Source organism: Pirellulales bacterium (assembly GCA_035533075.1).
In the GTDB taxonomy this organism is placed as follows: domain Bacteria; phylum Planctomycetota; class Planctomycetia; order Pirellulales; family JAICIG01; genus DASSFG01.
Genome location: DATLUO010000194.1, coordinates 57,771 through 82,847 on the forward strand (window position 1 = coordinate 57,771; position 25,077 = coordinate 82,847).

At 62.8% G+C, this 25,077-nt stretch carries 24 protein-coding genes; 11 read left to right on the top strand and 13 right to left on the bottom strand.

The features are described from left to right. Positions 1–7: 7 nt before the first annotated feature. Positions 8–601 (bottom strand): cytochrome P460 family protein, encoded by a 594-nt coding sequence (locus VNH11_25020; protein ID HVA49652.1) that lies wholly within the window; start codon positions 599–601, stop codon positions 8–10. Between the two features lie 285 nt (positions 602–886). Further along, on the bottom strand, positions 887–1,285 hold the full coding sequence (locus tag VNH11_25025; protein HVA49653.1) for a methyltransferase domain-containing protein: 399 nt from the start codon (positions 1,283–1,285) through the stop codon (positions 887–889). Positions 1,286–1,701: 416 nt separating this feature from the next. Here VNH11_25025 and VNH11_25030 point away from each other — a divergent pair, with 416 nt between their 5' ends. Next, a complete protein-coding gene (locus tag VNH11_25030) occupies positions 1,702–2,001 on the top strand; it encodes a hypothetical protein (GenBank protein HVA49654.1) in 300 nt (99 codons plus the stop codon). A gap of 61 nt (positions 2,002–2,062) precedes the next feature. On the opposite strand, the gene VNH11_25035 is transcribed toward VNH11_25030, so the two are convergent. The 7 genes from VNH11_25035 to VNH11_25065 form a co-directional block, all read right to left on the bottom strand. Further along, a complete protein-coding gene (locus VNH11_25035; protein HVA49655.1) occupies positions 2,063–2,413 on the bottom strand; it encodes an RND transporter in 351 nt (116 codons plus the stop codon). 27 nt (positions 2,414–2,440) lie between these two features. Continuing rightward, positions 2,441–5,587 (bottom strand): CusA/CzcA family heavy metal efflux RND transporter, encoded by a 3,147-nt coding sequence (locus VNH11_25040; GenBank protein HVA49656.1) that lies wholly within the window; start codon positions 5,585–5,587, stop codon positions 2,441–2,443. Next, complete coding sequence (locus VNH11_25045) at positions 5,575–7,194, bottom strand: efflux RND transporter periplasmic adaptor subunit (protein ID HVA49657.1); 1,620 nt, start codon at positions 7,192–7,194, stop codon at positions 5,575–5,577. Before VNH11_25045 ends, VNH11_25040 begins: the two co-directional genes overlap by 13 nt. Positions 7,195–7,323: 129 nt before the next feature. Beyond that, positions 7,324–7,521: a hypothetical protein gene (locus tag VNH11_25050; GenBank protein ID HVA49658.1), complete on the bottom strand. Its 198-nt coding sequence runs from the start codon at positions 7,519–7,521 to the stop codon at positions 7,324–7,326. Positions 7,522–7,942: 421 nt separating this feature from the next. Beyond that, positions 7,943–8,239 carry a type II toxin-antitoxin system RelE/ParE family toxin gene (locus VNH11_25055; protein HVA49659.1) on the bottom strand — a complete coding sequence of 99 codons (297 nt, stop codon included), beginning with the start codon at positions 8,237–8,239 and terminating at the stop codon, positions 7,943–7,945. Further along, entirely contained in the window at positions 8,236–8,499 is a 264-nt protein-coding gene (locus tag VNH11_25060; GenBank protein HVA49660.1) for a type II toxin-antitoxin system ParD family antitoxin, read from the bottom strand. Before VNH11_25060 ends, VNH11_25055 begins: the two co-directional genes overlap by 4 nt. Further along, the gene (locus VNH11_25065) at positions 8,496–8,618 is read right to left on the bottom strand and encodes a hypothetical protein (protein ID HVA49661.1); all 123 of its coding nucleotides are present in this window, start codon (positions 8,616–8,618) and stop codon (positions 8,496–8,498) included. The genes VNH11_25060 and VNH11_25065 overlap by 4 nt, the downstream gene beginning before the upstream one ends. A gap of 190 nt (positions 8,619–8,808) precedes the next feature. Here VNH11_25065 and VNH11_25070 point away from each other — a divergent pair, with 190 nt between their 5' ends. Continuing rightward, a complete protein-coding gene (locus VNH11_25070; GenBank protein ID HVA49662.1) occupies positions 8,809–10,251 on the top strand; it encodes an FAD/NAD(P)-binding protein in 1,443 nt (480 codons plus the stop codon). A 159-nt stretch (positions 10,252–10,410) separates the two neighbouring features. After that, on the top strand, positions 10,411–12,126 hold the full coding sequence (locus tag VNH11_25075; GenBank protein HVA49663.1) for a TolC family protein: 1,716 nt from the start codon (positions 10,411–10,413) through the stop codon (positions 12,124–12,126). Here VNH11_25075 and VNH11_25080 read toward each other — a convergent pair. The 3 genes from VNH11_25080 to VNH11_25090 all read right to left on the bottom strand — a co-directional run bounded on the left by VNH11_25080 (position 12,035) and on the right by VNH11_25090 (position 13,893). Beyond that, positions 12,035–12,712, bottom strand: a complete 678-nt coding sequence (locus VNH11_25080) for a hypothetical protein (protein HVA49664.1) — start codon at positions 12,710–12,712, stop codon at positions 12,035–12,037. The genes VNH11_25075 and VNH11_25080 overlap by 92 nt on opposite strands. After that, complete coding sequence (locus tag VNH11_25085; GenBank protein HVA49665.1) at positions 12,709–13,191, bottom strand: MarR family transcriptional regulator; 483 nt, start codon at positions 13,189–13,191, stop codon at positions 12,709–12,711. Before VNH11_25085 ends, VNH11_25080 begins: the two co-directional genes overlap by 4 nt. Positions 13,192–13,293: 102 nt before the next feature. Further along, a complete protein-coding gene (locus VNH11_25090; GenBank protein HVA49666.1) occupies positions 13,294–13,893 on the bottom strand; it encodes a hypothetical protein in 600 nt (199 codons plus the stop codon). A gap of 340 nt (positions 13,894–14,233) precedes the next feature. Between VNH11_25090 and VNH11_25095 the strand changes: the two genes are divergently transcribed. The 3 genes from VNH11_25095 to VNH11_25105 all read left to right on the top strand — a co-directional run bounded on the left by VNH11_25095 (position 14,234) and on the right by VNH11_25105 (position 15,865). Then, on the top strand, positions 14,234–14,701 hold the full coding sequence (locus VNH11_25095) for a hypothetical protein (GenBank protein HVA49667.1): 468 nt from the start codon (positions 14,234–14,236) through the stop codon (positions 14,699–14,701). Between the two features lie 154 nt (positions 14,702–14,855). After that, complete coding sequence (locus VNH11_25100; protein ID HVA49668.1) at positions 14,856–15,245, top strand: hypothetical protein; 390 nt, start codon at positions 14,856–14,858, stop codon at positions 15,243–15,245. A 26-nt stretch (positions 15,246–15,271) separates the two neighbouring features. After that, positions 15,272–15,865 (top strand): methyltransferase domain-containing protein, encoded by a 594-nt coding sequence (locus VNH11_25105; protein HVA49669.1) that lies wholly within the window; start codon positions 15,272–15,274, stop codon positions 15,863–15,865. A 347-nt stretch (positions 15,866–16,212) separates the two neighbouring features. Here VNH11_25105 and VNH11_25110 read toward each other — a convergent pair whose 3' ends face one another. Further along, positions 16,213–16,827: a hypothetical protein gene (locus tag VNH11_25110; GenBank protein ID HVA49670.1), complete on the bottom strand. Its 615-nt coding sequence runs from the start codon at positions 16,825–16,827 to the stop codon at positions 16,213–16,215. A gap of 446 nt (positions 16,828–17,273) precedes the next feature. Here VNH11_25110 and cysK point away from each other — a divergent pair, with 446 nt between their 5' ends. From cysK to VNH11_25135, 5 genes are all read left to right on the top strand, one after another. Continuing rightward, positions 17,274–18,332 (top strand): cysteine synthase A, encoded by a 1,059-nt coding sequence (cysK, locus tag VNH11_25115; GenBank protein HVA49671.1) that lies wholly within the window; start codon positions 17,274–17,276, stop codon positions 18,330–18,332. 445 nt (positions 18,333–18,777) lie between these two features. Further along, on the top strand, positions 18,778–19,092 hold the full coding sequence (locus VNH11_25120; GenBank protein HVA49672.1) for a hypothetical protein: 315 nt from the start codon (positions 18,778–18,780) through the stop codon (positions 19,090–19,092). A 1,059-nt stretch (positions 19,093–20,151) separates the two neighbouring features. Next, the gene (locus VNH11_25125; GenBank protein HVA49673.1) at positions 20,152–20,337 is read left to right on the top strand and encodes a BON domain-containing protein; all 186 of its coding nucleotides are present in this window, start codon (positions 20,152–20,154) and stop codon (positions 20,335–20,337) included. A 130-nt stretch (positions 20,338–20,467) separates the two neighbouring features. Next, entirely contained in the window at positions 20,468–21,787 is a 1,320-nt protein-coding gene (locus VNH11_25130; GenBank protein ID HVA49674.1) for an efflux RND transporter periplasmic adaptor subunit, read from the top strand. After that, complete coding sequence (locus VNH11_25135; protein HVA49675.1) at positions 21,784–25,074, top strand: CusA/CzcA family heavy metal efflux RND transporter; 3,291 nt, start codon at positions 21,784–21,786, stop codon at positions 25,072–25,074. The genes VNH11_25130 and VNH11_25135 overlap by 4 nt, the downstream gene beginning before the upstream one ends. Positions 25,075–25,077: the final 3 nt, after the last annotated feature.

Consider the following 25,077-nt stretch of genomic DNA (forward strand, 5'->3'; position numbering starts at 1 on the left):
GGGGCCGTTAATCTTGCGGCGATGACTCCGACCGACCAGCCGCCTGCAAGTCGTCGTTGGAGAACACGAGATCCGCCTTGGCCTTTTGATGGCATTCAATGCAGCTTTGCACCTTGCCGGCCAGCGCCTTGCCGCGCTGGTCAGCCGGCGCTCGCATCACCTTGCCGTCGGGCGTGTACTTGATCCAATACCAGTCGTAGTGCGCCGGATCGGCGCCTTTGGAGCAATACATGACGCTCACGGCCTTGAGCGTTTCCTTGTCTTCGTCGTATTCCTCATTCACGATCACCGAGCCATATTCGAGCCGCGCGGGGTCTTTGGCGGCGACGGTATTAAGATAGCTCTTCACCCACGGACCGTGCGGCTTTGGGGCCGGACGTGGATCTTGCTCGTCGGCGGCCAAGCGCGACCAATCGCGGTAGGGCGCCGTCATGGTGATGTGCTTCCAAAACGATTGCTGAAACTCCGCCGGCGTTTGCGGCCGCGCCTGACGAGGCGGACTCAGACGGCTGCTGCCCGAACCTTGGGCCATCGCGGTTATCGGAAATAGCAGGACGAGCGAGACGAGATTTGGAAAACGGCGCATGGCAGACTTGACCATGAAGCGGCTCCTTTCATCGCGTGAGCGGTTGTTGCGATTCGAGCGATGTCAGCACCGCCAGCGCTCGTGAAACAACATGACTTTACACATTCCGGCGTGCGGAACAAGGGGCGGTGCCGCAAAGCGGCGGTAGAACCGGGGCGGCGAAGGGGCCGCGATCACCAGCGTCTTCGAGGCCATCTTGCCTAGCAGAATTATAGCCTGGGAGGCTTTTTGCCGTACTTGGCTTCATATCGGGCCGCGAACTTTGCCTCCAGTTCCGGATGGCAGACAAAACACTGAGAATCAGGGCGGTCGTGGTCGGCGCACCAATCGCCTTTCGAGCGGTTTGCGCGCCGTCACGGGTCCTCCCTGCGTGCAGCCCGAGGTTCGGTAGCCGGTCCAGCCATGAACCATCTGCTCGGTCATGTCCACGCCAATCACTCTGCCCGAGGGCCCAACTTGGCGAGCGGCCGGGATGCTGTCCATCCCGGCGCCACAACCGAGATCCAGCACGGTGTCGCCGGCCCGGAATTCACCGAGGGCCCGCGGGTTGCCCACACCGGCGAATGACTCCGTGAGCGAATGGGGTAAAGCGTTGATCTCGGCGGCGTCGTAGCCGAGTGCTTTGGCGCTTTCAGGCCCGATGGCCTGTTTTCCGTTAAATGCGGTGACTACAATGTAGCTGTGCGGATGGTGCGGCACGGCACAAGGAATCAAGCTGGAACGCGCGGAGAAGGCGTCGGAACCGCCCTTAGAGACGCCCGCTATGAGTACTCCGCTAAGCCGGGAGGAGCGACTTAGGGAGTATTTTCATCGGCTTGGCGGCCAGCCGGCCTCGCAAACCGCTGAGGAAGCACTGACGAGGATCGTTCGGACGCTCGAGGAAGTCGAAGATGCCCACAGTGGGATACCGAAAAGTGAGCCACCGCCGCCGATGAACCTGCCCGACGGTCGGATGTATCCACCTCAAGCGGATAGAATCGTTCGGCACCGCGACGGCAGTATCACGGCGCGGACTCGTGGCCACGATATCTCCATCGGCAGCCAGGGAAGCATTACGATCAGGAGCAGGCAGACAGGGGAGATCGAATTTCACCAGCCTAACGCGGGGAATTGAGATGGGATTCGCTGAAGATTTTGCTCGCTTTGCGGACCAATTAAGAAAAAGCCCTTATGAATGTTTGAGTGAAATAAGCTTTTTCCCTTCCGGTGCATTGTCGATGCGCGTTCGCACCGGAAGCCGATCGTTCGACTTGGACTATTTTCCAACGGAATCGCGGTTCTGCGTGGACGAATTGGCCGGCGACGAGGCGTTCGACACGGGCTATCGCTTCGGTTTCGACAATTTAGAGGCCGCGAAAGCGAAGCTACTGAGCCTCTTGGAAGAGGCACGAGTTGCTCCTGCCTACGAGCAGTAGAACCTGCGCGGCGAAGGGGCCGCGGTCGCGAGCGCCTTCGAGGCCATCTTGCCTAGCAGAACTATAGCCTAGGAGGCTTTTTGCCGTACTTGGCTTCATATCGGGCCGCGAACTTTGCCTCCAGTTCCGGATGGCAGACAAAGCACTGAGAATCAGGGCGGTCGTGGTCGGCGCACCAATCGCCTTTCTTCTGGAAATCAGCGGCAACTTGAGAGTTACACTGCCCGCACTGCTCTTCGGGAACTCCGTGCTCGTCGCACCACCAACCTTCGTGGCGGTGATGGCCCGAGTCCTGCGCGGCCGATTGCGACGGCTGGCCGGCCCCTGGTGGCGTAGCACCAGAATGTCCACACCCAAGAACAAGTAAAAACGAAGGCAAAAGTGCAACCGATGTTTTAGAAAACGCGTTCATCGTTCCGTCCTTTCCAAGTACAGCGGATCAAGAAGCCGACGCCAACTCCGGTCCGGCAATCGGGCCGTCCACCGACTCGGCCGACGCAGGCCTGGCCAGCGGCCGATTGAAAATCAAATACAGCACACGCAACACCAACAGGGACATGACCATCGCCCCAATCACGCCGCCGATCACGACGGTGGCGAGCGGACGCTGGACCTCGGCCCCCATGCCGTCGCTCAGCGCCATGGGCAAAAAGCCCAAACTGGCGACCAACGTTGTCATCAGCACCGGGCGAAGACGGGTCACGGCCGCCTGGGTGACGGCTTCATCGAGCGGAACCCCTCGCTCGCGAAGCTGCCGGATGTACGAAACGAGAATCATGTCGTCGAGCACCGCCACGCCCGACATGGCGATGAACCCCACGCCCGCCGAAATCGAAAACGGCATGTCGCGCAGCCAGAGGGCAAAGATGCCCCCGACCCAGGCGAAGGGGATGCCCGTAAACACGCGCAGCGCATCGACGACACTGTGGTAGGTCAGATAGAGCAGCACAAACACCAGCAGCAGGGAGAGGGGCACCACGATCGACAGCCGGGTTTCGGCGCGCTGGAGATTCTCGAATTGGCCGCCGAACTCGATGCGATAGCGGCCGGTCGGCAGGGCTATCTGCTCGGCGATCTTCCGACGCGCTTCGGCCACAAAGCTGCCCAGGTCGCGGCCCCGCACGTTGGCCGTCACCGTGATGCGGCGTTGCCCCCATTCGCGCGTGATGGTCGACGGCCCCTCGACGGTTTCGATCGTGGCCAGCCGCGCCAGCGGAATTCGCTCGCCCGCCGGCGTCGCCACCAGCATCTCGCCGATCGCCGCGGGGCTGGCCCGCAACCGCTCGGGCAAGCGGGCGACCAAGGGAAAGCGCAACTGCCCTTCGACAATTTCGCCCAACGGCTTGCTGCCGATTGCCTCGACGACCTCCAGCACCGTCTTGGCGGGAACGCCATAGCGGGCTAGTTCTTGCTGCTTGACCTTGATTTGCAGCACCGGCTGGCCGGTGATCTGTTCGACGTTCAGATCCGCCACACCCTCAATCGAGCGCAGCACCGCTTCGATCTCTTTCGCCTTTTCGACGAGCACGTCGAAATCGTCGCCGAACAACTTCACCCCGAGGTCGGCCCGCACGCCCGAGACGATTTCATTCATCCGCATCTCGATCGGTTGGGCAAAGCTGAGCTTCGTGCCGGGAAAGTCGCGCAACAAGTGGTCGAGCTTCTCGGTCAGCTCGGCCTGGCTGGCGGCTTGCGTCCATTGCGCGCGTGGCTTGAGCGTGATGAAAATATCGGTCAATTCGACGCCCATCGGGTCGGTGGCCACCTCGGCCGTGCCGATGCGGCTCCAAACGTGCTCCACTTCACGTGGAAACGCGGCCAGAATCGCCTTTTCCATTTGCGTGTTCGAGCGCACCGACTCGGCCAGATCGGTGCCCGCCAGCCGCACGACGCCGACGGCGATCGCCCCTTCCGAAAGCTTCGGCACGAATTCCGAACCGAGGTTGGGGGCGATCATGCCGAACGCCACCAGCAAAACACTGGCGGCCAGCCCCATCACCGCCAGTTTGTGGCGCAGGGCAAAACGCAGCACCGGGTAGTGAATCGTGTGGGCCAGGCGCATCAACAGCGGCTCGCGCTCCTCGATCGTTCTGGGCAAGAAGAAACTCGCCAGCACGGGCATCCAGGTCAGCGACAAGACCATCGAGCCCAGCAGGGCGAAGATCACCGTCAGCGCCATGGGGCGAAACATTTTCCCTTCGATGCCTTCCAACGTCAGGACCGGCAGGTAGACGATCATGATGATCAGCTCGCCGAACATCGTCGGTTTGCGGACCTCGACGGCGGCGGCGCGAACGATTTCCAGGCGGCTTTTGCCGGGCGAGGCGCGCGACAAGCGCCGCACGCAGTTTTCGACCATCACGATCGAACTGTCGACGACCATGCCAAAATCGATCGCCCCCAAGCTCAGCAGGCTGGCGGCGACGCCAAACTCCAACATGCCGCAGAAGGCGAACAGCATCGAAAGCGGGATGGCCGAGGCCACGATCAAGGCTGCCCGCAGATTGCCGAGAAAGGCAAACAGCACGGCGACGACGAACAGCCCTCCCTCGAACAGGTTTTTTCGCACCGTGTCGATCACGAAGTCGACCAACTCGGTGCGGTCGTAGACCGGCACGACGCCGACGTTGGGCGGAAGGTTCTTTTGGATGGCGGCGAGCTTGTCCTTCATCGCCCACGTGACTTGGTGACTGTTTTCGCCCATGAGCATGAAGCCCAGGCCGAGGACCACTTCGCCCTTCCCGTCGGCCGTGACGGCGCCGCGGCGAATCTCGTGGCCGATCTCCACGTCGGCCACGTCAGCCACGCGGACCGGCACGCCACCTTCGGCCCTGATCACAATCCTCCGCAACTCGTCGAGGCTGGTGGTGCGGCCCACGCCCTGCACCAGCAACATTCCGCTCGGCTCGCTGATGTTCCCGCCGCCGACGTTGAAGTTATTCTGTTCGACCGCGGCGACGGCCTCCGAGAACGTGAGTTGGTGCTTGATGAGCCGCTCGGGATCGAGGCGGATCTGATACTGCTTCTCGAAACCGCCCCAGGTGTTGATCTCGGCCGCGCCAGGCACCGTTCGCATCGTGGGCCGAATCACCCAATCGTGAATGGTGCGAAGATCGGTGACACCGGTTCCCTTACCCGTGACGATGTAATGAAACACCTCGCCGAGACCCGTGGCGACCGGTCCCATCTTCGGCCGGCCGATGCCGGCCGGCATGGCGACCGTGCCCAGGCGTTCGTTTATCTGCTGCCGCGCAAAATAAAGATCGGTGCCGTCGGCGAACACCACGACCACCTGCGACAGCCCGAACTTGGAGATCGAGCGAAGTTGTTCGATACCCGGCAACCCGCTCAGCGCCTGTTCGATCGGAAAGGTAATCAGCCGCTCGATGTCTTCAGGCCCCAGCGCCGGGGCCACGGTGTTGACTTGCACTTGCACCGGCGTGGTGTCTGGGAAGGCGTCGACATCGAGACGCGCCAGCGACATTCCGCCGGCGACGACGGCCGCCAGCACGCCCAGCAGCACGAGCAGCCGGTTGCGCAGCGAGAAGTCGATAATGCAGTTGAGCAGATCCATCAGTTGTGACAATCGCAGCCCGCCCCCAGATTGCTTCTCAGCAATTGAGCCAGGATCGCGGCGCTTCCCTGGGTGGCCAGTACCTCGCCGGGCAAAGCGCCGGCGAGCAATTCGACGTACTCGCCGTCGCGCGCTCCGGTGCGCACTTGCCGAACGTGAAACAGCTTGTAAGAACCCTCTCGCAAGTAATCTTTGTCGCGAACGAAGATAAACCGAGCGTCGCCGGTCGATTGCACCGCCTCGGCGGGCACGACGACGGCGTTCGGCTCCTCTCTCACTACAATCGTGCCGGAACCGAACGTTTGTCCGCGGAGCCGGCCGTCCGCGTTGTTCAATAGCACGCGGACTTGCAGCGTCCGGGTATGTGCGTCGACGGTCGGACTGATCCAAGAGATATGCCCTTCGGCCCTTTGCGAGCCATCGTCGGCATCAAACCGCACGATCAGCCCCGAGGTAACGTATCTGGCATCCTCTTGGCGAACGTTGAGCAAGAGCCATAGCCGGCGGGGATCGGCCACTGTCAGCAGCACCTTGGTGGTTTCCACGACCTCTCCCGCCACCACGTCGGAACTAAGCACGACGCCGTCATAGGGCGCGCGAAGCGGAATCAGGTTCGTGGTCTTCGCGCCGGCGGGAAGCGCCGACAGGCAGTTTGCGGGAATGTCCAGAAAGTGAAGCTCTTCTTCCAGACGTTCGATGCCCTCCTTCTCCATTTCGTCAGGCACGTCGAAACCGAGATTGACCAGCGATTGACGGGCGGAGACGAGGTTGATTTCCGCTTCTTGCAAAGCGGCTTCCGCCTCGTTCAGTGCCTTGGCCGTCACCAGTTTGTCTTTGGCCAGAACGCGCAGACGCTCGGCCGTGGTCCGCCGCAAGTCGAGTTGCACGACGCTTTGCAAGCATCGCGCCTTCGCCTCGCCCACCCGTGCCGCGTCGACGAGCAGCAAAACATCGCCCGAACGCACTTCGTCGCCCATGGTCTTCAGCATCGCCGCCACCGTCCCCTGGACCCGCGATGCGAGATGAGCCAGGCGCGTCGGATCGAACGTCAACTCGCCGTTTGCCGTCACCACGTCAGACATGGGGCGCTCTTGGACCACATCGACGTCGATACCGAACCTCGCTGCGCTTTCGGCGGAGGAAAACTGCACCCGCTGCTTGTGCAGCATGTTCTTGCTGTTGTTCTCCGGCCGGGCCATGCGTGCCAGTGCCCGCACGGTGTCGTACTTGGGAAGCTGCGGTCCGCCTTGCACCTGCGCCAGCTCCGGATGATCGAGCACGCACTCCGCCACGCCATGTTTGCGACAGAACCCGAATTCAGGCAATTTGGGCAGCAGCTCCGAAGAGCATTCGACGCATTGCGAGCTCGGCACCAGGTGTTCCGAGCACCAGTCATCGCGTTGCTTGACCGCGGTCCCAAAGAGTTCGGAAACCTTCGGCATCTTCCATCCGGTGTGGTGGCCAACGTAGAGCACGGCTCCCAGGATTGCGAACACGATCACGTTCGGGACCGCGCCGATCAGGGAGGTCCAGCGCGAGGGGCGATTCTCGGCGCGCACCGCCTCGCTTCCGCGCGGTTGACGCGCCCGCCGTTGTGGCGTCGTTGTCGTTGTGTGCATGAAGAAGCCTCAGGCAGATGAATTGCTCGATAAGCCGCGACCGCAGCCGCGGGACGCGATAGCGAAAGATCACCGCGAAAGCGCGGTGCCCGGCGCCGCTAAGGGGGAAATCGACGTGCTAGAGGCGGCTTAACAGCGCAGCACGATGGTCGACAGCGCGCTCAGGAAGGTGGCGTCGTAAGACAGCCATAATGAGCTTGTGGCGAGACCCAGGGCGGAAAAAATGCCTGGACCAAAGGCGTTAAGCGGCGCGTCGGCGAAGGCCAATTCGCAGGGCTTGGAGAGCGCGGGCCAGGGCTCACCGACGACCCTCGGCATCGTCGCCACGGAAATCCGGAGGTGTGTGCAGTCGCAAGAATCGCCAGTTGGGTGCAAGTAGCCGGCTTTCTGATGCAAAACCAAGCCATTCTCTTGCGGTCCGTGATCGCAGTCACGGTGCAAGCCGCCGCGGTCCCCTTGGCAACAATGGCAGTTCGCAGGGCCAAAATCGAAGCACGCCGAGGTTCCGCAGAGGCACAAATAGAGCGACCGGCCACTCCATGAAAGGAGCTGCATCGCCACAAGTGCGTTGATGAGCAGGATTTTCGGCATGATCGGCCCGATCGCCAAGATCGCGTTTCTCGCTTTACTTTATCGGCCCGCGGGCGGCCGGTCAATCAAGGTATTTTGCCGAGACGAATCAGTGACCGTGGTTCCCATGGCCGCCGTGCCGACCAGATCGAGGTCGATGGCTACGCGGTCAAATCTGCTATGGGCCCCTAAAGATTGCCGCGATGTCCCGAGCTCCGTGCAGCACACGTGCAACCTCGATCCCGTCGTCGATCGCGGCATAGCAGACCACATAGCTTTTAACGGAGAAGGTCCGCAGGCCGGGGAGTAGCTCGTCCCGGCGCTCGCCCATCTGCGGTTGAGTAGCGAGTGTTCCGAAGGCCCGGAAGAACCTCGCAATGAGGCGGTCGGCGGCTCGTGGGCGATCGGCCGCGATATACGCATGAATCTCGGCGAGATCCGCCTCCGCCAACAGGGAAACGACAAATCGTTTCATTGGGCGCGGGCCGCCCTAAGTATCTCGTCGCTCTTGGCACGAATATTCGCGAGGAATTTCGGCAACGAATCAGGAAGATATTCAATGCACTGCCCGGCCTTGATTTGCTCGAAGCCAGCCTCAATTTGTTGGACCAGTCGCTCACGCTCTTCCAATAGGCTGAAGGCGGCACGAATAACGTCGTCTTGGCTCGGGTAAGCCCCCGTCGTCACTCGCTGTGCGACGAACGGCACAAGATCATCCGGCAGTTGAATGCTCATCGCTGGTCCTCGTGATGTTGCGGCCGGCTGAAATCCAGCAGCTTACTGCGTAATTGGGCATCAACCGTCACCCGCGTCATCGCCATTTCCTCCGTTTCGCCTTGCTGCCAGATCGTCATTGTACACCGCACTTGGTGTCGTTGACAGGGCTCTACGAGCGATCGCACGTCACTGCGGTTCGACTCGGAGATGAGCCAGGTCTGAACGCGCCTGCCTGCTGATTGACGCGCTGCAAAACCTTGTGCGACAATCGCTCCTGCTTCAATCCTGAGACACCAGTGTGAACACGTTCGCTCACGAGGCATCGCGATGAAAACGATCGTCATTATCGGAGGCGGTTTTAGCGGCACCATGACCGCCGTCAATTTAGCCCGCTTCGCACGGCAGCCGGCGCGGGTGGTGATTGTCAACCATCGCCGGCCGCTCGGACGCGGGACCGCCTACGGCACGCGGCACCCCGATCATCTGTTGAACGTCGCCGCGCGGAACATGTCCGCCGTGGCCGACCAAGCCGATCACTTCGTCAACTGGCTGCGCTGCCGCGGCGAATACGGCGACCTGCCCGAAGCCGAGCTGCGCGAGACCTTCGCGCCGCGGCGGATCTACGGCGATTACCTGCGCAGCCTCGCGTTTGGCTATCTGCACCCCCTCGACGAGCGCGGGCGCGTGGTCATCGAGGCCTACGAAGACGAAGCGGTCGACGTCGAATCGCACCACGGCGGTGGTCTGCTGGTATCGCTGGCCAGCGGCGAGCTGCTCGAAACCGACCACGTCGTGCTGGCCACGGGCAACCAGCCTCCCGCGCCGCTGGCCGGATTGCCGGAAGGGTTTGCCCATCCGTGCTATGTGGCCGACCCCTGGAGCGACTGGGAAGCGCGGCTTTCCGACTCGATGCTCGACGTCGTGCTGCTGGGCACGGGACTGACGATGGTCGATACGCTGGTCACGCTCCTGTCGCGCGACTGGCAAGGAAAGATCATCGCCGTCTCGCGCAACGGCATGCTGCCGCTGGCCCACTTCCGCGGGATCGAGTACCACGACTTTCCGCCGTCCGCTCCCGAGGAGCTTGGGCTGAGGGCGCTCCTGGAATCGGTCGAGGAGCATTGTGGCCTGTTGCGGCAGCGAGGTGCGAATCCGGGCATTGCCATCGATCGGTTGCGCCCGCACACGCAACGCATCTGGAAGAATTTTTCTCTCGCCGAGAAGCAAGAATTTCTGTGCCGTTACGCGGCGCGCTGGAACATCATTCGCCACCGGATTGCGCAGCCGATTCACGAGCGTATGACGAAGGCGCTGGAGGAGGGGCGTCTGCGCGTGGTGCGCGGCACGGTCGACGGCGTCGAAGGCTGCGCTGGCGGCGTGCGGGTGTTGTTGGCGACCGACGCCGGACGCGACTCGGTCACGGCGGCGCTGGCGATCAACTGTACCGGCCCGCAGGCCCAGTTTTCGGCGACCAACGTTCCCCTTTTTCAAAACTTGCTCGAGCGCGGCCTGGCCAGGCCCGATCCGCTCGACATGGGCCTCGACGTCGACGACCAGCTAGCCGTGATTGGCCGCGATGGGCTCACGAGCGGTTGCCTGTTTGCCTTGGGCCCCTTGCTGAAAGGAACGCTCTGGGAGACGACCGCCGTGCCCGAGCTTCGCGGACAGGCCATGCAATTGGCCCGCGTGTTGCTGGCCGACGAAATGCCCGACGGAGACGACAGCCGCTTTCGCGTACGCGAAGAAGCGGTGCTCGAGTACTATATTTGAGCGGCCACAGGGTTTTGGGTAAAGTCTGCGGGGCGCGGGATTCCCGAGTGAAGGGATTGCTCGCGATCGGCCGATTTTGCCTTACAGTACGTCCTGTCGTGGCCCTCCTGCTAACCCGCCGGCCGCCGTGGTTGCGCTACCGATTTGCACGGAGGCGATATGTTCCTGAGGCAACGGCTTTGGTCCGGCGGGTATCTGGCGTTGATCTGGCTCGCCGCCACCACGGGCTGCCGGACGCCGCGGCCGGCTGGTTCTCAAGCCGCTGTTGCTGCGCACAGTGGCTCGCCGAAGGCCGCGGAGGGCTCGCGGAACGCGACGGAAGTCGTTCCCTACAGAAGTGGAACGACCAGCCAGGCAAGCGCGTTTCCACGCCCTGCCACCACGGCTTCGGCCGCAAGCAGCAGGCGGGACGCCCGCACCACAAACGAGAAGCCGACGCCGCCCGCTCGCCTGGCCAGCCTGCACCTCGTTCAACAACCCGTCGGCGTCGACGATCCCTTTGCGGGTCAGCCGGAGCTGCAGCTTCCGCGGCTTCTCGGTGAAGTGCTGGCCCGCAACCAGACGCTGGCGGCGATGCGCGCCGCGTGGCTCTCCGCCGCCGAGCGCTATCCCCAGGCGCGGGCGCTCGACGACCCCGTGTTCACCGGTATGGCCGCCCCCGCGTCGCTGAGCTCCGCCGTGACCAGCGTGCCTGGAAACGTGGCGGGCTACGTGGTGGGCGGCGCGCAGAAGCTCCCCTGGTTCGGCAAGCTGCAGTTGCGCGGCGACGCGGCACTGGCGGAAAGCCGGGCGGCCCGCTGGGACGTCGACGACGCGCGGCTGCAAATCATCGAGGCCGCGGGCCTGGCCTATTACGACTACTATCTTGTGAGGCAGGATCTGGCGCTGAACGTCGAGAATACCGCCAAACTGCGCGAGTTCCACGACATCGCGGCGCGCAAATACGAAGCGAACCTGGCGCCACAGCAAGATATGTTGCAGGCCGAGGTGGAGCTGGCCGAGCTGGCCCGTCGGCAGATCGAGTTGGAGCGGTTGGAACGGATCGCCATCGCCCGCATCAACACCTTGATGCACCGCATGCCCGACGCCTATGTGCCGGCGGCGCCGGCCAGCCTGCAAGCACCGTTGCTGGCGCTCTCCGCGGCCGAGTTGCGGGCGACGGCGGTCACGCGGCGGCCCGATCTGGCCTCGCTGGCGGCCAAGATTCGCGCCGAGCAGGCCCGCTTGCAGTTGGCCAACAAGGAATTCATGCCCGATTTCGAGGTCTTTGGCCGCTACGATAACTTCTGGACTCAGGCTTCGCAGCGCGGGCAAGTGGGCCTGAACATGAACGTGCCGCTGTATCGCGACAAGCGTTACGCCGCGGTGCGCGAAGCGCAGTGGCGCTTGAGCCAGCGCCGGGCGGAATACGAACAGCGGATCGACGACATCAACCGTGAAGTGCAAACGGCCTACGAGCGGTTCGACGAAGCGCAGCAGACGGTCGGGCTGTATACCGATCAGATTCTGCCCGCCGCGCGGAAAAACGTCGATTCCGCGTTCGCCGCCTACGAGACGAGCGGCGGCGACTTTTTGCGGCTGGTGGCCGCGCAACGGCAGCTCATCAGTTTGCAAGAGCGCTATCAGGAGTCGATCGCCGATTACCATCGGCGGCGCGTGGAACTGGAGCGGGTGGTGGGCCAGCCGCTTCCAAACGGACAGGCAGCGGAGGAGATACCGCCGGGCCGGCAAATAGCGCGCACATTCCGCGCGCCGCGGCCGGCGGCCGATCCCTTGGGAAGAATCAGTGACTGTGGTTCCCATGACCACCGCCGACCAGATGCAGCACGACCGCCACCAAGACAATTACACCGATCGCGGCGACAACGACCTTGACTCCTGAACGGCGGCCCGCGCCGGTCGCCCCGTTCGTCGGATCGGCGCGCATTTGCCGGGCGGGCGCGGCCCTTGGCGTTTCACGCCGGTGGCGCTGCTTGCGCCGTCCGTAGGCGGTCATGCCGCGTGGCTTGTAGATTGCCAGCGTCGTGGCTGTGAGCAACGCCAGCAGAGCGGCGCCGGCGACGGCCACCAGTCGAATTCTCAGCCCGCGCAGATCCGCGGCGGACAAGGTGCTCTCTGCCGCCGCGCTCGCCACGAAACTGATGAGCCGCGTGTGAACGAGCAAGAGGACGATCGCAAATGTGTTGATCAGGAATTTCGCCAGGATCCAGTAGTGCCTGAACAAGCCCCATGGGGTGCCCAGCGACATGACAAGTCCGGTCAGCAGCGAGGCGAAGGACAACGGCACGATAACGAACCAGGCGGTGAGATCCATCGCAAGGTAAGCGGCACGCACCATCAGGGCGTCCTGGCTGGCCAGACCGGTAACGGCGAGACCTTCGAAGGCAGCCACCGCACCGAGCCAGCCGACCGAGGAAGTGATGTGGGCGGTCAGTGCGACCTTACGGATGCCAGGCGTCATGGTCGTTGCTCGTGGTGCAGAGTGTCTGAACGCAGCAGGGCCGTGTGGCGATAGGCCAAGTCCGTACTCTGCGCGAGGAACTCGGCAATCGCCCTGAGTTGGTCGCCGTCGAACCGCTTTAGAAGAGCGGTCACGTCGTTTCGTATTGGCTCGAACACGTGGTGGATGTCTGGCATTCGCTCGCCCGACTGACAAAGAATCTGCTTGCGCCGATCGCGCGCGTCTGATTTGCGAGACAAGTACCCTGCCCGCTCCAACCTGGCGACCACGCCGGTGATGGCGCCGGTCGTCAGGCCCGTGAGTGCGGCCAACTCGCTTCCGGTCATCGGCCCGCGCTCGCGCAACAAATCGAGGCACTTATGATCGGCGGGGCCGATCCCCAGACGCTCTGCCACCGCTTGGTGAAACAACACGACCGCGGTGCTGTGCCGGCGGACGAGACGGCCGACGATGTCGTCGATCAGATGCGATTTGCTCATGCTTGCCGTTCGGATTGCATTTGCTTCGTTATTAGCTTAGATACTAAGCTATCTGCGAAGGGGTTGGCTGTCAACCGTGTGCGGCGCGGCAAACTCTCTTGTCTACTGCGGCGTGCTGGCCCCGCCGGCGGCGCTGCCGGCCCCGAGCGAGCCGCCCTTTGGCCCGCCGAACGCGCCGCCGCCCGCGCTTGGAGGGCCCTTCATCGCCGCGGTTCCCGCGCTCTCCGAGGAGCGGACGCCGCCGGGCGTCGTGGTCGGGCCGCCTAGCACGGGCAGCGGCTCGCCTCCCATCGGCAGGGCACCGACCGCCGTCGCCCCGCCTTGCAGATAATAGGAGTTGGCCAGTCCCGTTTCTCGTTCCACTCCCTCAGCGGACCAACTCCGCGGCGGCTGCGGAGCCGCGGCGGGCGGTGATTCAAACGCCGGGGCCTTGCGGTAGCCGGCGGCCAGCGAGCCCGCGGCGGGCCGGCGCGGATCATATCTCAGCCAGCGTCGGCCATCGAACACACTCCAACTTCCGCCCGTCGTCCAGTACCACCAACGGCCATTATGCCAGGCGTAGCGCCAGCGGTTTTGCGATTGACCGCCGCGTGGCGCGGACCGCGCCAAACCACTTCGAGCTGTCCTTTGTGCCGCCGCGTCATTGGGCCGGCTGACCACGGTGGCGACGATCAACGCGACAAAAATGCTGAGGAATTTCATCGTTTCGCAGTCCTTCCGGAACAAGTTACCGCCCCGCGACTGAATTATACCGCACGCTGTGTCAAAGATACTATCGGCAATAGCAAAGCGCCGAGCGGTGCGTGCGGATTCGCCCAGTTCGTGCCCGCCTGCCGCACAGCCACCGACTTGTCGAATCGCACGGTTGGCTGCCGAGAGAAAACGCCGCCGACGGTCGCTTGCTCTAAAGGCGTGCGGGGCTATGCACTTGCGACATGTTGTGACAGCAACCCTGACTCGCTCGGTGGATAGCGGCACATAAACTGCCTAAGTGCGCCCACGGATAATAAGTAACAACGCACTTTCTTCGATGAGGTGACCCATGTTTACAAGAAAACATTTGGTGCTCGCCGCGCTGTGCGGCGTCGGATTCGTTTCTAACGCCTTCGCTCGCGAAGCGGTTGCGGCGCCGGCGAATCCTTTCAAGCCTGGCGACGAAATCGTCGCGACCGCCAGCGGCACGCCGCTGATGCGGGGCTATTCCACCTTGGCGACACTGGCCGAAGGCCAAACGTTGCGAGTTCTGAAGGTGGAGGGAGCTTGGGTGGGAACCACCGTCACGGTCAACGGTACGAAGATCGGCGGCTGGCTCTGGAACAAGCAGCTCGCGACGCCGCGGCAATACCAGGCCCTGCGGCAGGGCGTCCGCCGCAGCTATTCGTATCAACCGGCCCCGGTCTACCAAGGCCCCTACTTCGGTCAGCCGACTTATACGCAGCCGTTCGTCATGGGCGAGACTCCCTACGGCAGTTCGTATTGGCGGGCCGACCGCAAAGTTATGGGCTACTAACCAAGTCGGGCAGATGAGGACGATCCAACGCACGCCCAGCCTGCCGACCGCGGATTTTCGATAGCAACGAGCATCACCGCGGTCGGCCTAACATGACGGCGCGACGACCATGTGGCGTCGCCTGTCGTTCAGCCATTCGAGAGGAGAAAAGTCGATGTCGAAACCTACCTTGTTCCTTGCCGGGGCGCTCGGCGCGCTGATGTTTGTGCAGCAGTTGCCCGCCGGGCAGGAACTTTCCAGCCGCGCCGATCGCAAGATCACCGGCCAGTATTTCCGGCCGAACACGGCCTCGACGTATCAGCGAGGCGCCATCAGCCACGCTGAGGCGTTGGACTACTACGGCCGACGCTACAGCCAGATTCCCGCCGAGACCGCCAAAGAACACGCCGCCGAAATTCGCCGCAACCTGAACGCGGCGAAGAAGGAGTACGCCAAGCTCGACAAAGAGGCCAAGGGCAACAAGCACGTCGAAGCCCACTTGAAAGCCATTCAAGAGCACCATGCCAAGGCCGAGGAGATGTGCGAGATCGTGAGCCGATCATAAGGCTCTCTTTGCCAAGGTTACTCGCCATGCACGAGACGTCAGACAAGATCAGGGCCGACATCAAGCAGCGATTTGTGAAACTCGCACTCTGCCCAACGGAAGAAAAGAAGTTTCCCGTTGGCCCCGCCAGTGCGAAGCGACTGGGCTACGACCCTGTTGAGATCGACGCGCTGCCAAACTCGGTCACGGAGTCGTTCGCCGGCGTCGGCGACCCGTTTGCTCTTGGAGAACTCCGCCCCGGTGAAACGGTGCTCGACCTCGGCTGCGGGGCGGGCCTCGACAGCATCCTCGCCGCCCGCCGCGTTTTCCCTACGGGCAAGGTGATCGGCGTCGATTTCGCCGTCGAGATGGTCGAGAAAGCCGTGCGCAACGCGGCGGCGGTCGGAGTGAGCAACACCGATTTTCGACAGGGAAATGCCGACGCAATTCCGCTGGAAGACGGCTCGGTTGACATGGTGATCTCCAATGGGCTGTTCAACCTCTGTCTCAACAAGCCGAAGGTTTTGGCCGAAGTGTTCCGCGTTCTGCGCCCCGGTGGCCGCCTGCAAATGGCCGACATCCTGCTGCACGACGACGTGACGGAGGAAGAAGTGGCCCGCAAAGGTAGTTGGTCCGACTGAATTGGCGGTGCCGTGTGGGGGCGGTCGCTCCTGCAAATGCTCGCCGACGCGGGGTTCGCGGAGGCAAAACTTCACGCGTGGACCGGTTACCACACGTCGTCCTGTACCGAGGGGGCAACGATTACGGCAAGGAAACCCTAAATTGCTTGGCGACAACGCCGGAGCATGGGCGGAGAGTTGAAAGCATGTCATTTCGTTCCGTGTTTGTCGCGCTGGTGATTGGTTTCGGGTTGGTGCATCGCTTGCGCTATGCTCCACCAGGGAGTGGTTCAGCGTGATCTGTCTCATGCCTTTGGTCGCCTTCGCGTTAGGTTCGTTCAGTTGTCGGCAGCCTTGGCAAGCGCCCGCTAATGCGGCGTACTTGCCCCGCCGGCGGCGCTGCCGGCGCCGAGCGACCGGCCGGTCGGCCCGCCAAAGGAACCTCCACCGGTCTGGCTTGGGCCGCGCATGGAAGGCGACATTCCTTCACTTAGACCGCTGGGCCCGGCGTGCGGGCCCAAGCCGGTTCCAAGCGGACTTGGCCCGCCAAGCACTGGAAGCGGCTCGCCCAAGGGCAGGCCGCGCCCGGCGCCTTCCAAGTAGAAGGAGTTGGTCAACCCCGTTTCTCGTTCCATATCTCCCGCGGCCGACCAGGTGCGCGGCGGCTCCGGAGGCGCGGCGGGCGGAGAGTCGAAGGCGGGGGCCTTGCGATACCCGCCAGCCAGGGCCCCCGAAGGCGGACGGCGTGCATCGTACCGGACCCATCGCCGGCCATTGAAGTAACTCCAATGCCGCTCGTGCGACCAATACCACCAGCGGTCGTTGTGCCACTGATACCGCCAACGGTTTTCGGGCTGTCCGCCGCGCGGCGCGGCTTGCGCGACGCGCGTTGCCGCGGGCCGCTGCGCCAGGGCCCCGTTCGGCCAGGCGGCCGTGGTGTAGGTCAAGAGCGCCGACGTAACTAACACTAGCTCTTTTATCATTTTTTCACCTGAATCTCGTGACGAAATAATCCCTTTTGCAAGTTTCGCGCCGCGCCGATCGCGTCCGGCGTCGAAGCGGTGTTGCGCCATGCTTTTGACGGCAAAAAGTGGTCGCGCGTTCGCGCCGCCGACGGTGATCAACCGCGGCCGGCGTGCGGATTCGCTCGTTAAAACGCACAGTCTCACAGGTTTCCCCCGTTCGAGGCTGCCATTCCTCCAAGATGTTTTGGTTTCCTCGCTTGTGCGTAAGTTCAAGTGGTGAACGTGATAAGCACCGATCACCGGCGGCGAACAGGCGCTTCCGGCCGCAGGTTGGCCCGCGGACTGCATTCCATCAAAGTCCGTGAAAGACCATATTGCCACGCACTTTTCACGAGATGGCGGCTTCGCGTTCTCGTGCGATCAAGATCTGATGCTCATCCGACGCTGCTAGCGAAAGGAACCTTATGATAGGACGACGCCAATTCGGGGCCGCCGGCATGTCGGCGTTTGCGCTGGCCCTCATGGACAAGAGGGGTTTTGCACAAGCCGGCGCAAAGCGGGTTTCCGTATCCACCGAAGGGATCCACGACGACATGAGCCGCTGCACCGGCAACACTCCGCTGGTGCGGCTCGACCGCATCGGCCGGGGCTGCGTGGCCGGCATCGCGGCGAAAGTGGAAAGCATGAATCCGCTGGGAAGCGCCAAAGACCGCATCGCCCCCGCCATGATCGACGCCGCCGAGCGGGACGGCAAAATCAGCGACGGAACCGTGATCGTCGAGCCGACGAGTGGCAACACGGGCATTGCACTGGCTTATGTCTGTGCCGCTCGCGGTTACAAGCTGAAGGTGACCATGCCCGAAAGCATGTCGATTGAACGTCGCCAACTGCTCAAAGCGCTGGGCGCCGAAGTCATCCTGACACCGGCCGCCGAAGGGATGGCCGGCGCGGTGCGGAAGGCCGAAGGGATCGTCGCGAGCAACAAAAACCACTTCATGCCGCAACAGTTCAATAATCCGGCCAACCCCGAAATCCATCGAAAAACAACCGCCGAGGAAATCTGGCGCGACACGCGGGGGGCGATCGACATTTTTGTGTCGGGCGTCGGCACGGGTGGCACGATTACCGGTGTCGGCGAGGGCATCAAGAGGCACAAACCGGGGCTGCGCGTGGTGGCCGTCGAGCCGGCAAAGAGTCCAGTCCTCACGCAAAAGCGAGCCGGCCAGCCGCTCAGGCCAGGCAAGCATGCTATTGAAGGCATCGGCGCCGGCTTTATTCCGAAGGTGCTGAATCTCGACGTCATTGACGAGGTCGTCCAAGTCACGGACGAGGACGCTTTTGAAACGGCCCGCCGCCTTGCACGGCTTGAAGGCGCGCTGTGCGGCCCCAGCTCAGGCGCCGCTGTTTGGGCGGCGCTGAAGCTCGCGCGCCAGCCGGAGCACGCCGGCAAGCTGATTGTCGCCCCTTTGGCGGACACGGGGGAACGGTATCTTTCGACGGGTCTCTATTCGGCTGGCGGCTGAGGGATGTTGGTGAAGCAACAGTGGTGCGAGCACGACCGGATAAAGCCTGGCGCCACCGCTAAACCGAGCACAAGAGCCGTGCTGGTTTTACGCTGATTTACGAGCTTGACTCGTCATGCATGGAGAACGAGAATAAAGTTGCCGACGACCTCCTACCTCACGCCTTGGTACTTCGCGCCACAGTCAGGCACTTTCGCCCGAAAACAACACCAAGCGATGACTCGCAAGGACGCACTGAAGAGACTGACTGGGCTGGCGCCACGGGTTGACGACCATTTGGAGAGGCTTGCCGCCAATCCGACCAGCCGGGATCGGCCGCATTGGACCGGCGAGATCAGGAATTGGATTCGACAAATGGAAGCTTTGCTTCCTGCAGTGGGAGGCAAGACGGCGGAGAAATGGCGAGCTCGCATCGCCGAGTGGAAGGCGAGACTGGAGAGCTAGAATGAACGTTGCGGTATCCAGACTTGAACATCTATTGGGCCGCGTATTCGACGGCGTCAGCGAGGGCCTCAGGGCCGAGCTTGATCTCGAGGAGTACGAGAAGAGGAAGCACGATTTCGTGTTCCATATGACCGACTGGATCGGCGACCTGGAACAGCTAGCGGAGCTCTTTGGCGATCCTGACCAAGAGACCGATGAGACCGCGTCCAACGTCGTGTTGGGATTCCTGTACCACGTGATTCCCCATCTCAACGCCGCTGGCAGGCTCCTGCTGGGCGACGTTGGCGACCCCTTTTCAACCCCTAAGAGTGGTTAGCAAGCACCAAGCCGACCGCTGCTCGGCAGCTTCCTCGCGCGGCATTCGACCGACTTTACCGCCGATATTCGTACGCTGCCGTCAGAAATCAAGACTGACAGGACGGCTGAGCGGGATTCCCACGCTCAACGCGGCGTCATAGGTAGGCGTTGGTCACGTACTGCTGCACCATGTGTGTTGAAGTACGAAGCGTTCACGGCGACGGCATGCCGCATGACGTCGATCCAGCGATCACGGTCCTGGTAGTAATTCCGAGCAAAAGCTGTACTGCTGTCCCGCGTAGGTCTCCGACAGGCCTTGCGCTTCTGCGACGATCATCCCACACACGGGATCGGTTACGGCGTTCGACATCAAATGACTCCTTTTTCAGTTGATCGCGGTCTTGTTCCGCGTTCGCGCAGCAGTACGGCGCGACGCCGGTTCGCGGTAGGGGCCTCGGAACGGCGCGTAGATAGCGTTCTCGTAGTCGCCGCGGCGGCCGAAATAAACGTTTCATGGCTTGTGGTCCCTGTGTCTACCGTGGCGACGTGGTCGCCGTCTGGTTGTGCGACTTTTCTGAAGGCAATCGCTGGGCCACGGCCGCGCGTCGCACTTTTCAGCCGGTTTCCGAGCGCCGTGGCCGTCCCGTCGCTGTGCTTGCGCGCGCGCCGTGCCGCTCATAGCGCGCTCAGCCGCGCGCCTTGTCTGCCACCAGCTTTAGAGATCGTCCTGCTTTCAGGAAAGATAGATAAACGGCCGAAGGCCGCCGTAGCCGCGAAGCGGCGTGATTCCATAGCCCAGGGGTCGGAACGATGTGAAACGCGGTGAAAAAAGCAGGACGGTCTGGACGGTCTCGACGCGAACGGTCCAATAGCGTGTTGGCACGCGAATTGCCCTCGCTTGGCCGCGGACAACAGTGCATTCGACGCGAAACAGAAGAAAACGACCAGCGATGTACACGACGCCCTTGCAACAAGATTCCCTGCGCACCACGGCGATCGCCGCTAGGCTGGCCGGGGTCCGCTCGCCAGCGGCCAGCAACCCGTTGCACGTGCGGCCGGCGGCGACGTGACGCGGCGAGTGGCATTGTTCCTGTCGACCGCCGGCATGCCCGGCTTGCGGCGACTCCGCGTGGACGTGGCCGGAGACACCATCGTTCTTTCAGGCCGCGTTCGCACGTTTTACGAACGCCAGATCGCGGTCGAACGGTCGCGACGGGTTGCGGGCGTCATCGAAGTTGACGACCAAATCGAGGTTGTCGAGTAGCGGGGTCCGGCGCTGTCGTGTATCTTATGGGTCGAACGTCGCAGTCTCCCCCACTGGCGCGGCGGAAGTGGGATATAATCGCGTGGTGTTCCCGGACGATTCATCCCGCTAGTCGACGACCAGCCGCTCCATGAAAACGACGTTGCGTTTGGTTCTCGGCATGCTGCTGGGGGTCGTCTTGGGCGGTGGCCTCGTGACCGCCCATTTTACCGGGCGATTGACGCCACTCTATCACAAGCTCGGCTGGCATTCGTTGGCCGCCTCGACCGGGGCCGCCTCGCCAGAACACGCCGGCCCTAAGATGGGCGAGCAGGCCGATATGCCCGGCATGGAGATGTCGGGCGATGACGCCTCGGGCGGAGGCATGTCGGGCATGAACATGCCGGGCATGCCCGGTATGAGCATGCCAGGCACGGACCACTCGCAGCACAAGGCGGCGAAGGAGGCCGTGCCGGGCCATGTGATGGTCCAGTTCAGCGAGGCGCGGCAGCAATTGATCGGCGTGAAGATCGGCCGCGTCGAGCGCGACCGGCTGCGGATGTCGGTGCGCGCCGTGGGCATCATCGAGCCCGACCAGACGCGGCTGAAACGGGTGCAGACGCGCATCAGCGGCTGGGTCACCAAGGTGTTCGTCAATTATGTCGGCCAGGACGTGAAACAAGACGATCCGCTCTTGGAGGTCTACAGTCCGAACCTGCTCTCGACTCAGGAAGAATACCTGGTGGCCGTGGCGCAGGAGCCGCGCGTGCGCGGAGAGGGCGAGCCCCTGCTGGTGCGATCCGCGCGCCGTAGGTTGGAGCTGCTGGGCGTGCCCGCAGACGAAATCGAAAAGCTCGCCAAGACCAAAAAGCCCCGCGACACGCTGATGCTTCGCGCGCCGATCAACGGCGTCGTCTTGGAGCGCAACGTGCTGGAAGGCAACTATGTGGAGCCTTCCACCGACCTTTACCGCATCGCCGACCTGTCGGTGGTGTGGCTGCAGGCGAAGATCTACGAATATGAATTGCCGCACATCGAGCTGGGGCAGCCGGTGACCGTCACGCTGCTGTCCGATTCGACCACCACGTTTCAAGGAAAGGTATCGTTCGTCGAACCGATCGTGCAAGAGAAGACGCGCACCATCAAAGTTCGCGTGGAAATACCGAACGAAGACGAGCGTCTCAAGCCGGGTATGTACGCCGACCTGAAGATCGACCACGACATGGGCCGGGGGCTGTTGATCCCGGATACGGCGGTGCTGCAGACGGGCGAGCGCGGCGTTGCCTTCCGGGCGTTGGAGGGCGGCTGGTTCGAGCCCGTGGAAGTCACGCTCGGCGGACGCTTCGGCCAGCGGCTTGAGGTGCGCTCGGGTTTGTCCGAGGGTGAGAAGATTCTGACGTCGGCCGTCTACTTGATCGACTCCGAGTCGCAGATGCGGGCCTCGTCGGGTGGCGGGGGGCATCATCATTGATCGAACGCATCATCGACTTTTCCGCCAGGAACAAGTTTCTGGTGATCGTGTTCACCGGCGTGGCCGTGGCCGCGGCGGTCCAGGCGATGCGTGCCATTCCGATGGACGCCATCCCCGACTTGTCGGATACGCAAGTCGTCGTTTTTTCCCGTTGGGACCGCAGCCCCGACATTATCGAAGACCAGGTGACCTATCCGATCGTCACGGCGCTGCTCGGCGCGCCGAAGATCAAGGCCATCCGCGGCTTCTCCGATTTTGGTTTCTCCTATGTCTACGTCATCTTTCAGGACGGCACCGATATCTATTGGGCCCGCAGCCGCACGTTGGAGTACCTGTCGAAGATCCTGCCGTACTTGCCCGAAGGGGTGCGGACGGAAATGGGGCCCGACGCGACCAGCGTGGGCTGGGTCTATGAGTACGCCTTGGTCGATAAGACGGGGCAAAACGACCTGGCCGAGCTGCGCACCTACCAGGACTGGTATTTGCGCTATCAGCTTCAGGCGGTGCCGGGCGTGTCCGAAGTCGCCTCCGTCGGCGGCTTCCAGAAGCAGTACCAGGTCAACGTCGACCCCAACGCGATCTTGGCGTTCAACATTCCGCTGGCCACGGTGGTGCAGGCCATTCGCGATGGCAACAACGACACCGGTGGCCGTCTGGTGGAGTTCAGCGGCGCCGAGTACATGGTGCGGGGCCGCGGCTACGCGCGGAGCGTCGGCGAGATCGAGAACATCGTCGTCGGCGTCGACTCGCAGGGCACGCCGGTGCTCGTCAAAAACCTGGGCACGGTCACGCTGGGGCCCGACATTCGCCGCGGCATCGTTGACCTCGACGGCGAGGGAGACACCGTGGGCGGCGTCGTCGTCATGCGGGCAAACGAAAACGCCCTGAAAGTGATCGAGCGCGTCAAGGCCAAGCTCGAAGAGCTCAAGCCCTCGATGCCCAAGGGCGCCGAAGTCATTCCCACCTACGACCGTTCGGAGCTGATCGTTCATTCCATCGACACCCTGAAGGAAGAGCTGCTGATGGAAATCACCATCGTCAGCATCGTGATCCTGGTGTTCTTGTGGCACATCCCTTCGGCCATTATCCCGATCTTGACCATTCCCGTCTCGGTCGTGCTGGCCTTCATTCCGATGTACTTTATGGGTCTGACCTCGAACATCATGTCGCTGACCGGCATGGCCATTTCGATCGGCGTGCTCGTGGATGGGGCGATCGTGGAAGTCGAAAACGCCTACAAGCGGCTGGAGCAGTGGATCGAAAGGGGCCGGCAAGGCGACTTTCACGAAGTGCGGCTGCGGGCGTTGAAAGAGGTGGGGCCGTCCGTCTTCTTTTCGCTGCTGGTGATCGCCGTGGCGTTCATGCCGGTCTTTACGCTGGTCGACCAGGAAGGCCGGCTGTTCAAGCCGCTGGCCTACACCAAGAACCTGGCGATGGCGATTGCGGCGGTGCTGGCCGTCACGCTCGACCCGGCCATCCGCATGCTGTTCACGCGGATGGACCACTGGGAGTTCCGGCCGCGGTGGTTGGCCTGGCTGGCCAACACGGCGCTGGTTGGTCGCTATTATCCCGAAGAGCGGCACCCGATCAGCCGCTGGCTGTTTTGGGCGTACGAGCCGGTCTGCAATTTCGCGCTGCGGCACAAAGCCCTGACGATTCTGTCGGCCGTACTGCTGATGCTCACCACCGTGCCCGTCTATTTCCAGCTCGGCTCGGAGTTCATGCCGCCGTTGTACGAGGGCGACCTGCTCTACATGCCCGTCACCCTGCCGGGCATCTCGGTCACCGAAGCGCAGGAACTGATGCAGACGATGGACCAGATTTTGATGGACACGCCGGAGGTCGAGCGGGTGTTCGGCAAGGCGGGGCGGTTCGGCACGTCGCTCGACCCCGCCCCCTTTTCGATGATGGAGACCACCATCGTGCTCAAGCCGACCTCCGAGTGGCGGAAAGTCGATCGCTGGTACTCGAACTGGCCGGAGTGGCTGCAAGTGCCGCTGCGGCATCTCTGGAACGACCGGATCACGCCCGACCAGTTGGAGGCCGAGCTGGACGAGAAGATGCAGTTCCCGGGGATCAGCAACGCCTGGACGATGCCGATCAAGGCCCGCGTCGACATGCTCTCCACCGGCGTGCGCACGCCCATCGGCATCAAGATCATGGGCGGCGACTTGAACGAGATCCAGCGTCTGGGAGAGCATCTGGAGATGATCCTGAAGCCCATCCGCGGCACGCGCAGCGTCTTCGCCGAGCGGACCGGCGGCGGCTATTTTGTCGATTTCGTGCTCAAGCGCGAGGCGCTCGCCCGCTACGGCCTGACGATCAAGGAAGCGGAGATGGTGATCGTTGCGGCGGTGGGCGGCGAGGCTATCACCACCACGATCGAAGGCCGCGAACGGTACAGCGTCAACGTGCGTTATGCCCGCGAGCTGCGCGACAATGTCGACAAGCTGCGTTATGTGCTGGTGCCGACAACGACCGGCGCGCACATCCCGCTGGCCGAGCTGGCGGACATCGAGCTGGTGGCCGGCCCGGCCATGATCCGCGATGAGAACGCCCTGCTCACCGGTTATGTGTACGTCGATCTGGCCGACCGCGACGTGGGCGGCTATGTCAAAGAAGCCAAACAGGCGGTGGAGGAGCAACTTCAGCTTCCCACCGGCTATACGCTGGCTTGGAGCGGGCAATACGAGAACATGATCCGCGTGGAGGAGCGGCTCAAAACGGTGGTGCCGCTCACGCTGTTTCTGATCTTCGTGCTGCTTTACATGAATACGAAGTCAACCGTCAAGGCGCTGATCGTCATGCTGGCGGTGCCGTTCTCGCTCGTGGGCGCCGTCTGGTATCTCTGGCTGCTGGGGTATCACATGTCGATCGCCGTTTGGGTGGGCATGATCGCGTTGATGGGACTCGATGCGGAGACGGGCGTGTTCATGCTGTTGTTCCTCGACTTGTCGTACTACGACGCCGTGCGACAAGGGAAGATGCGGACCTACGAGGATCTTCGCGCGGCGATCATTCACGGGGCGGTGAAGCGTGTGCGGCCCAAAATGATGACCGTCGCGGCGGCCATGATGGGCCTGCTGCCGATCATGTGGTCGCTGGGCACGGGGGCCGACATGATGAAGCGCATCGCCGCGCCGATGATCGGCGGCCTGGTGACGAGTTTCGCGCTGGAGCTGTTGGTGTATCCCTGCATCTATGCCATCTGGAAATGGCGCTATGAAATGAAGCACGGCACGGTCGATGTGAGCGCGCTATCGCTGCCCGAGTTGCGCGGGCATTGACCG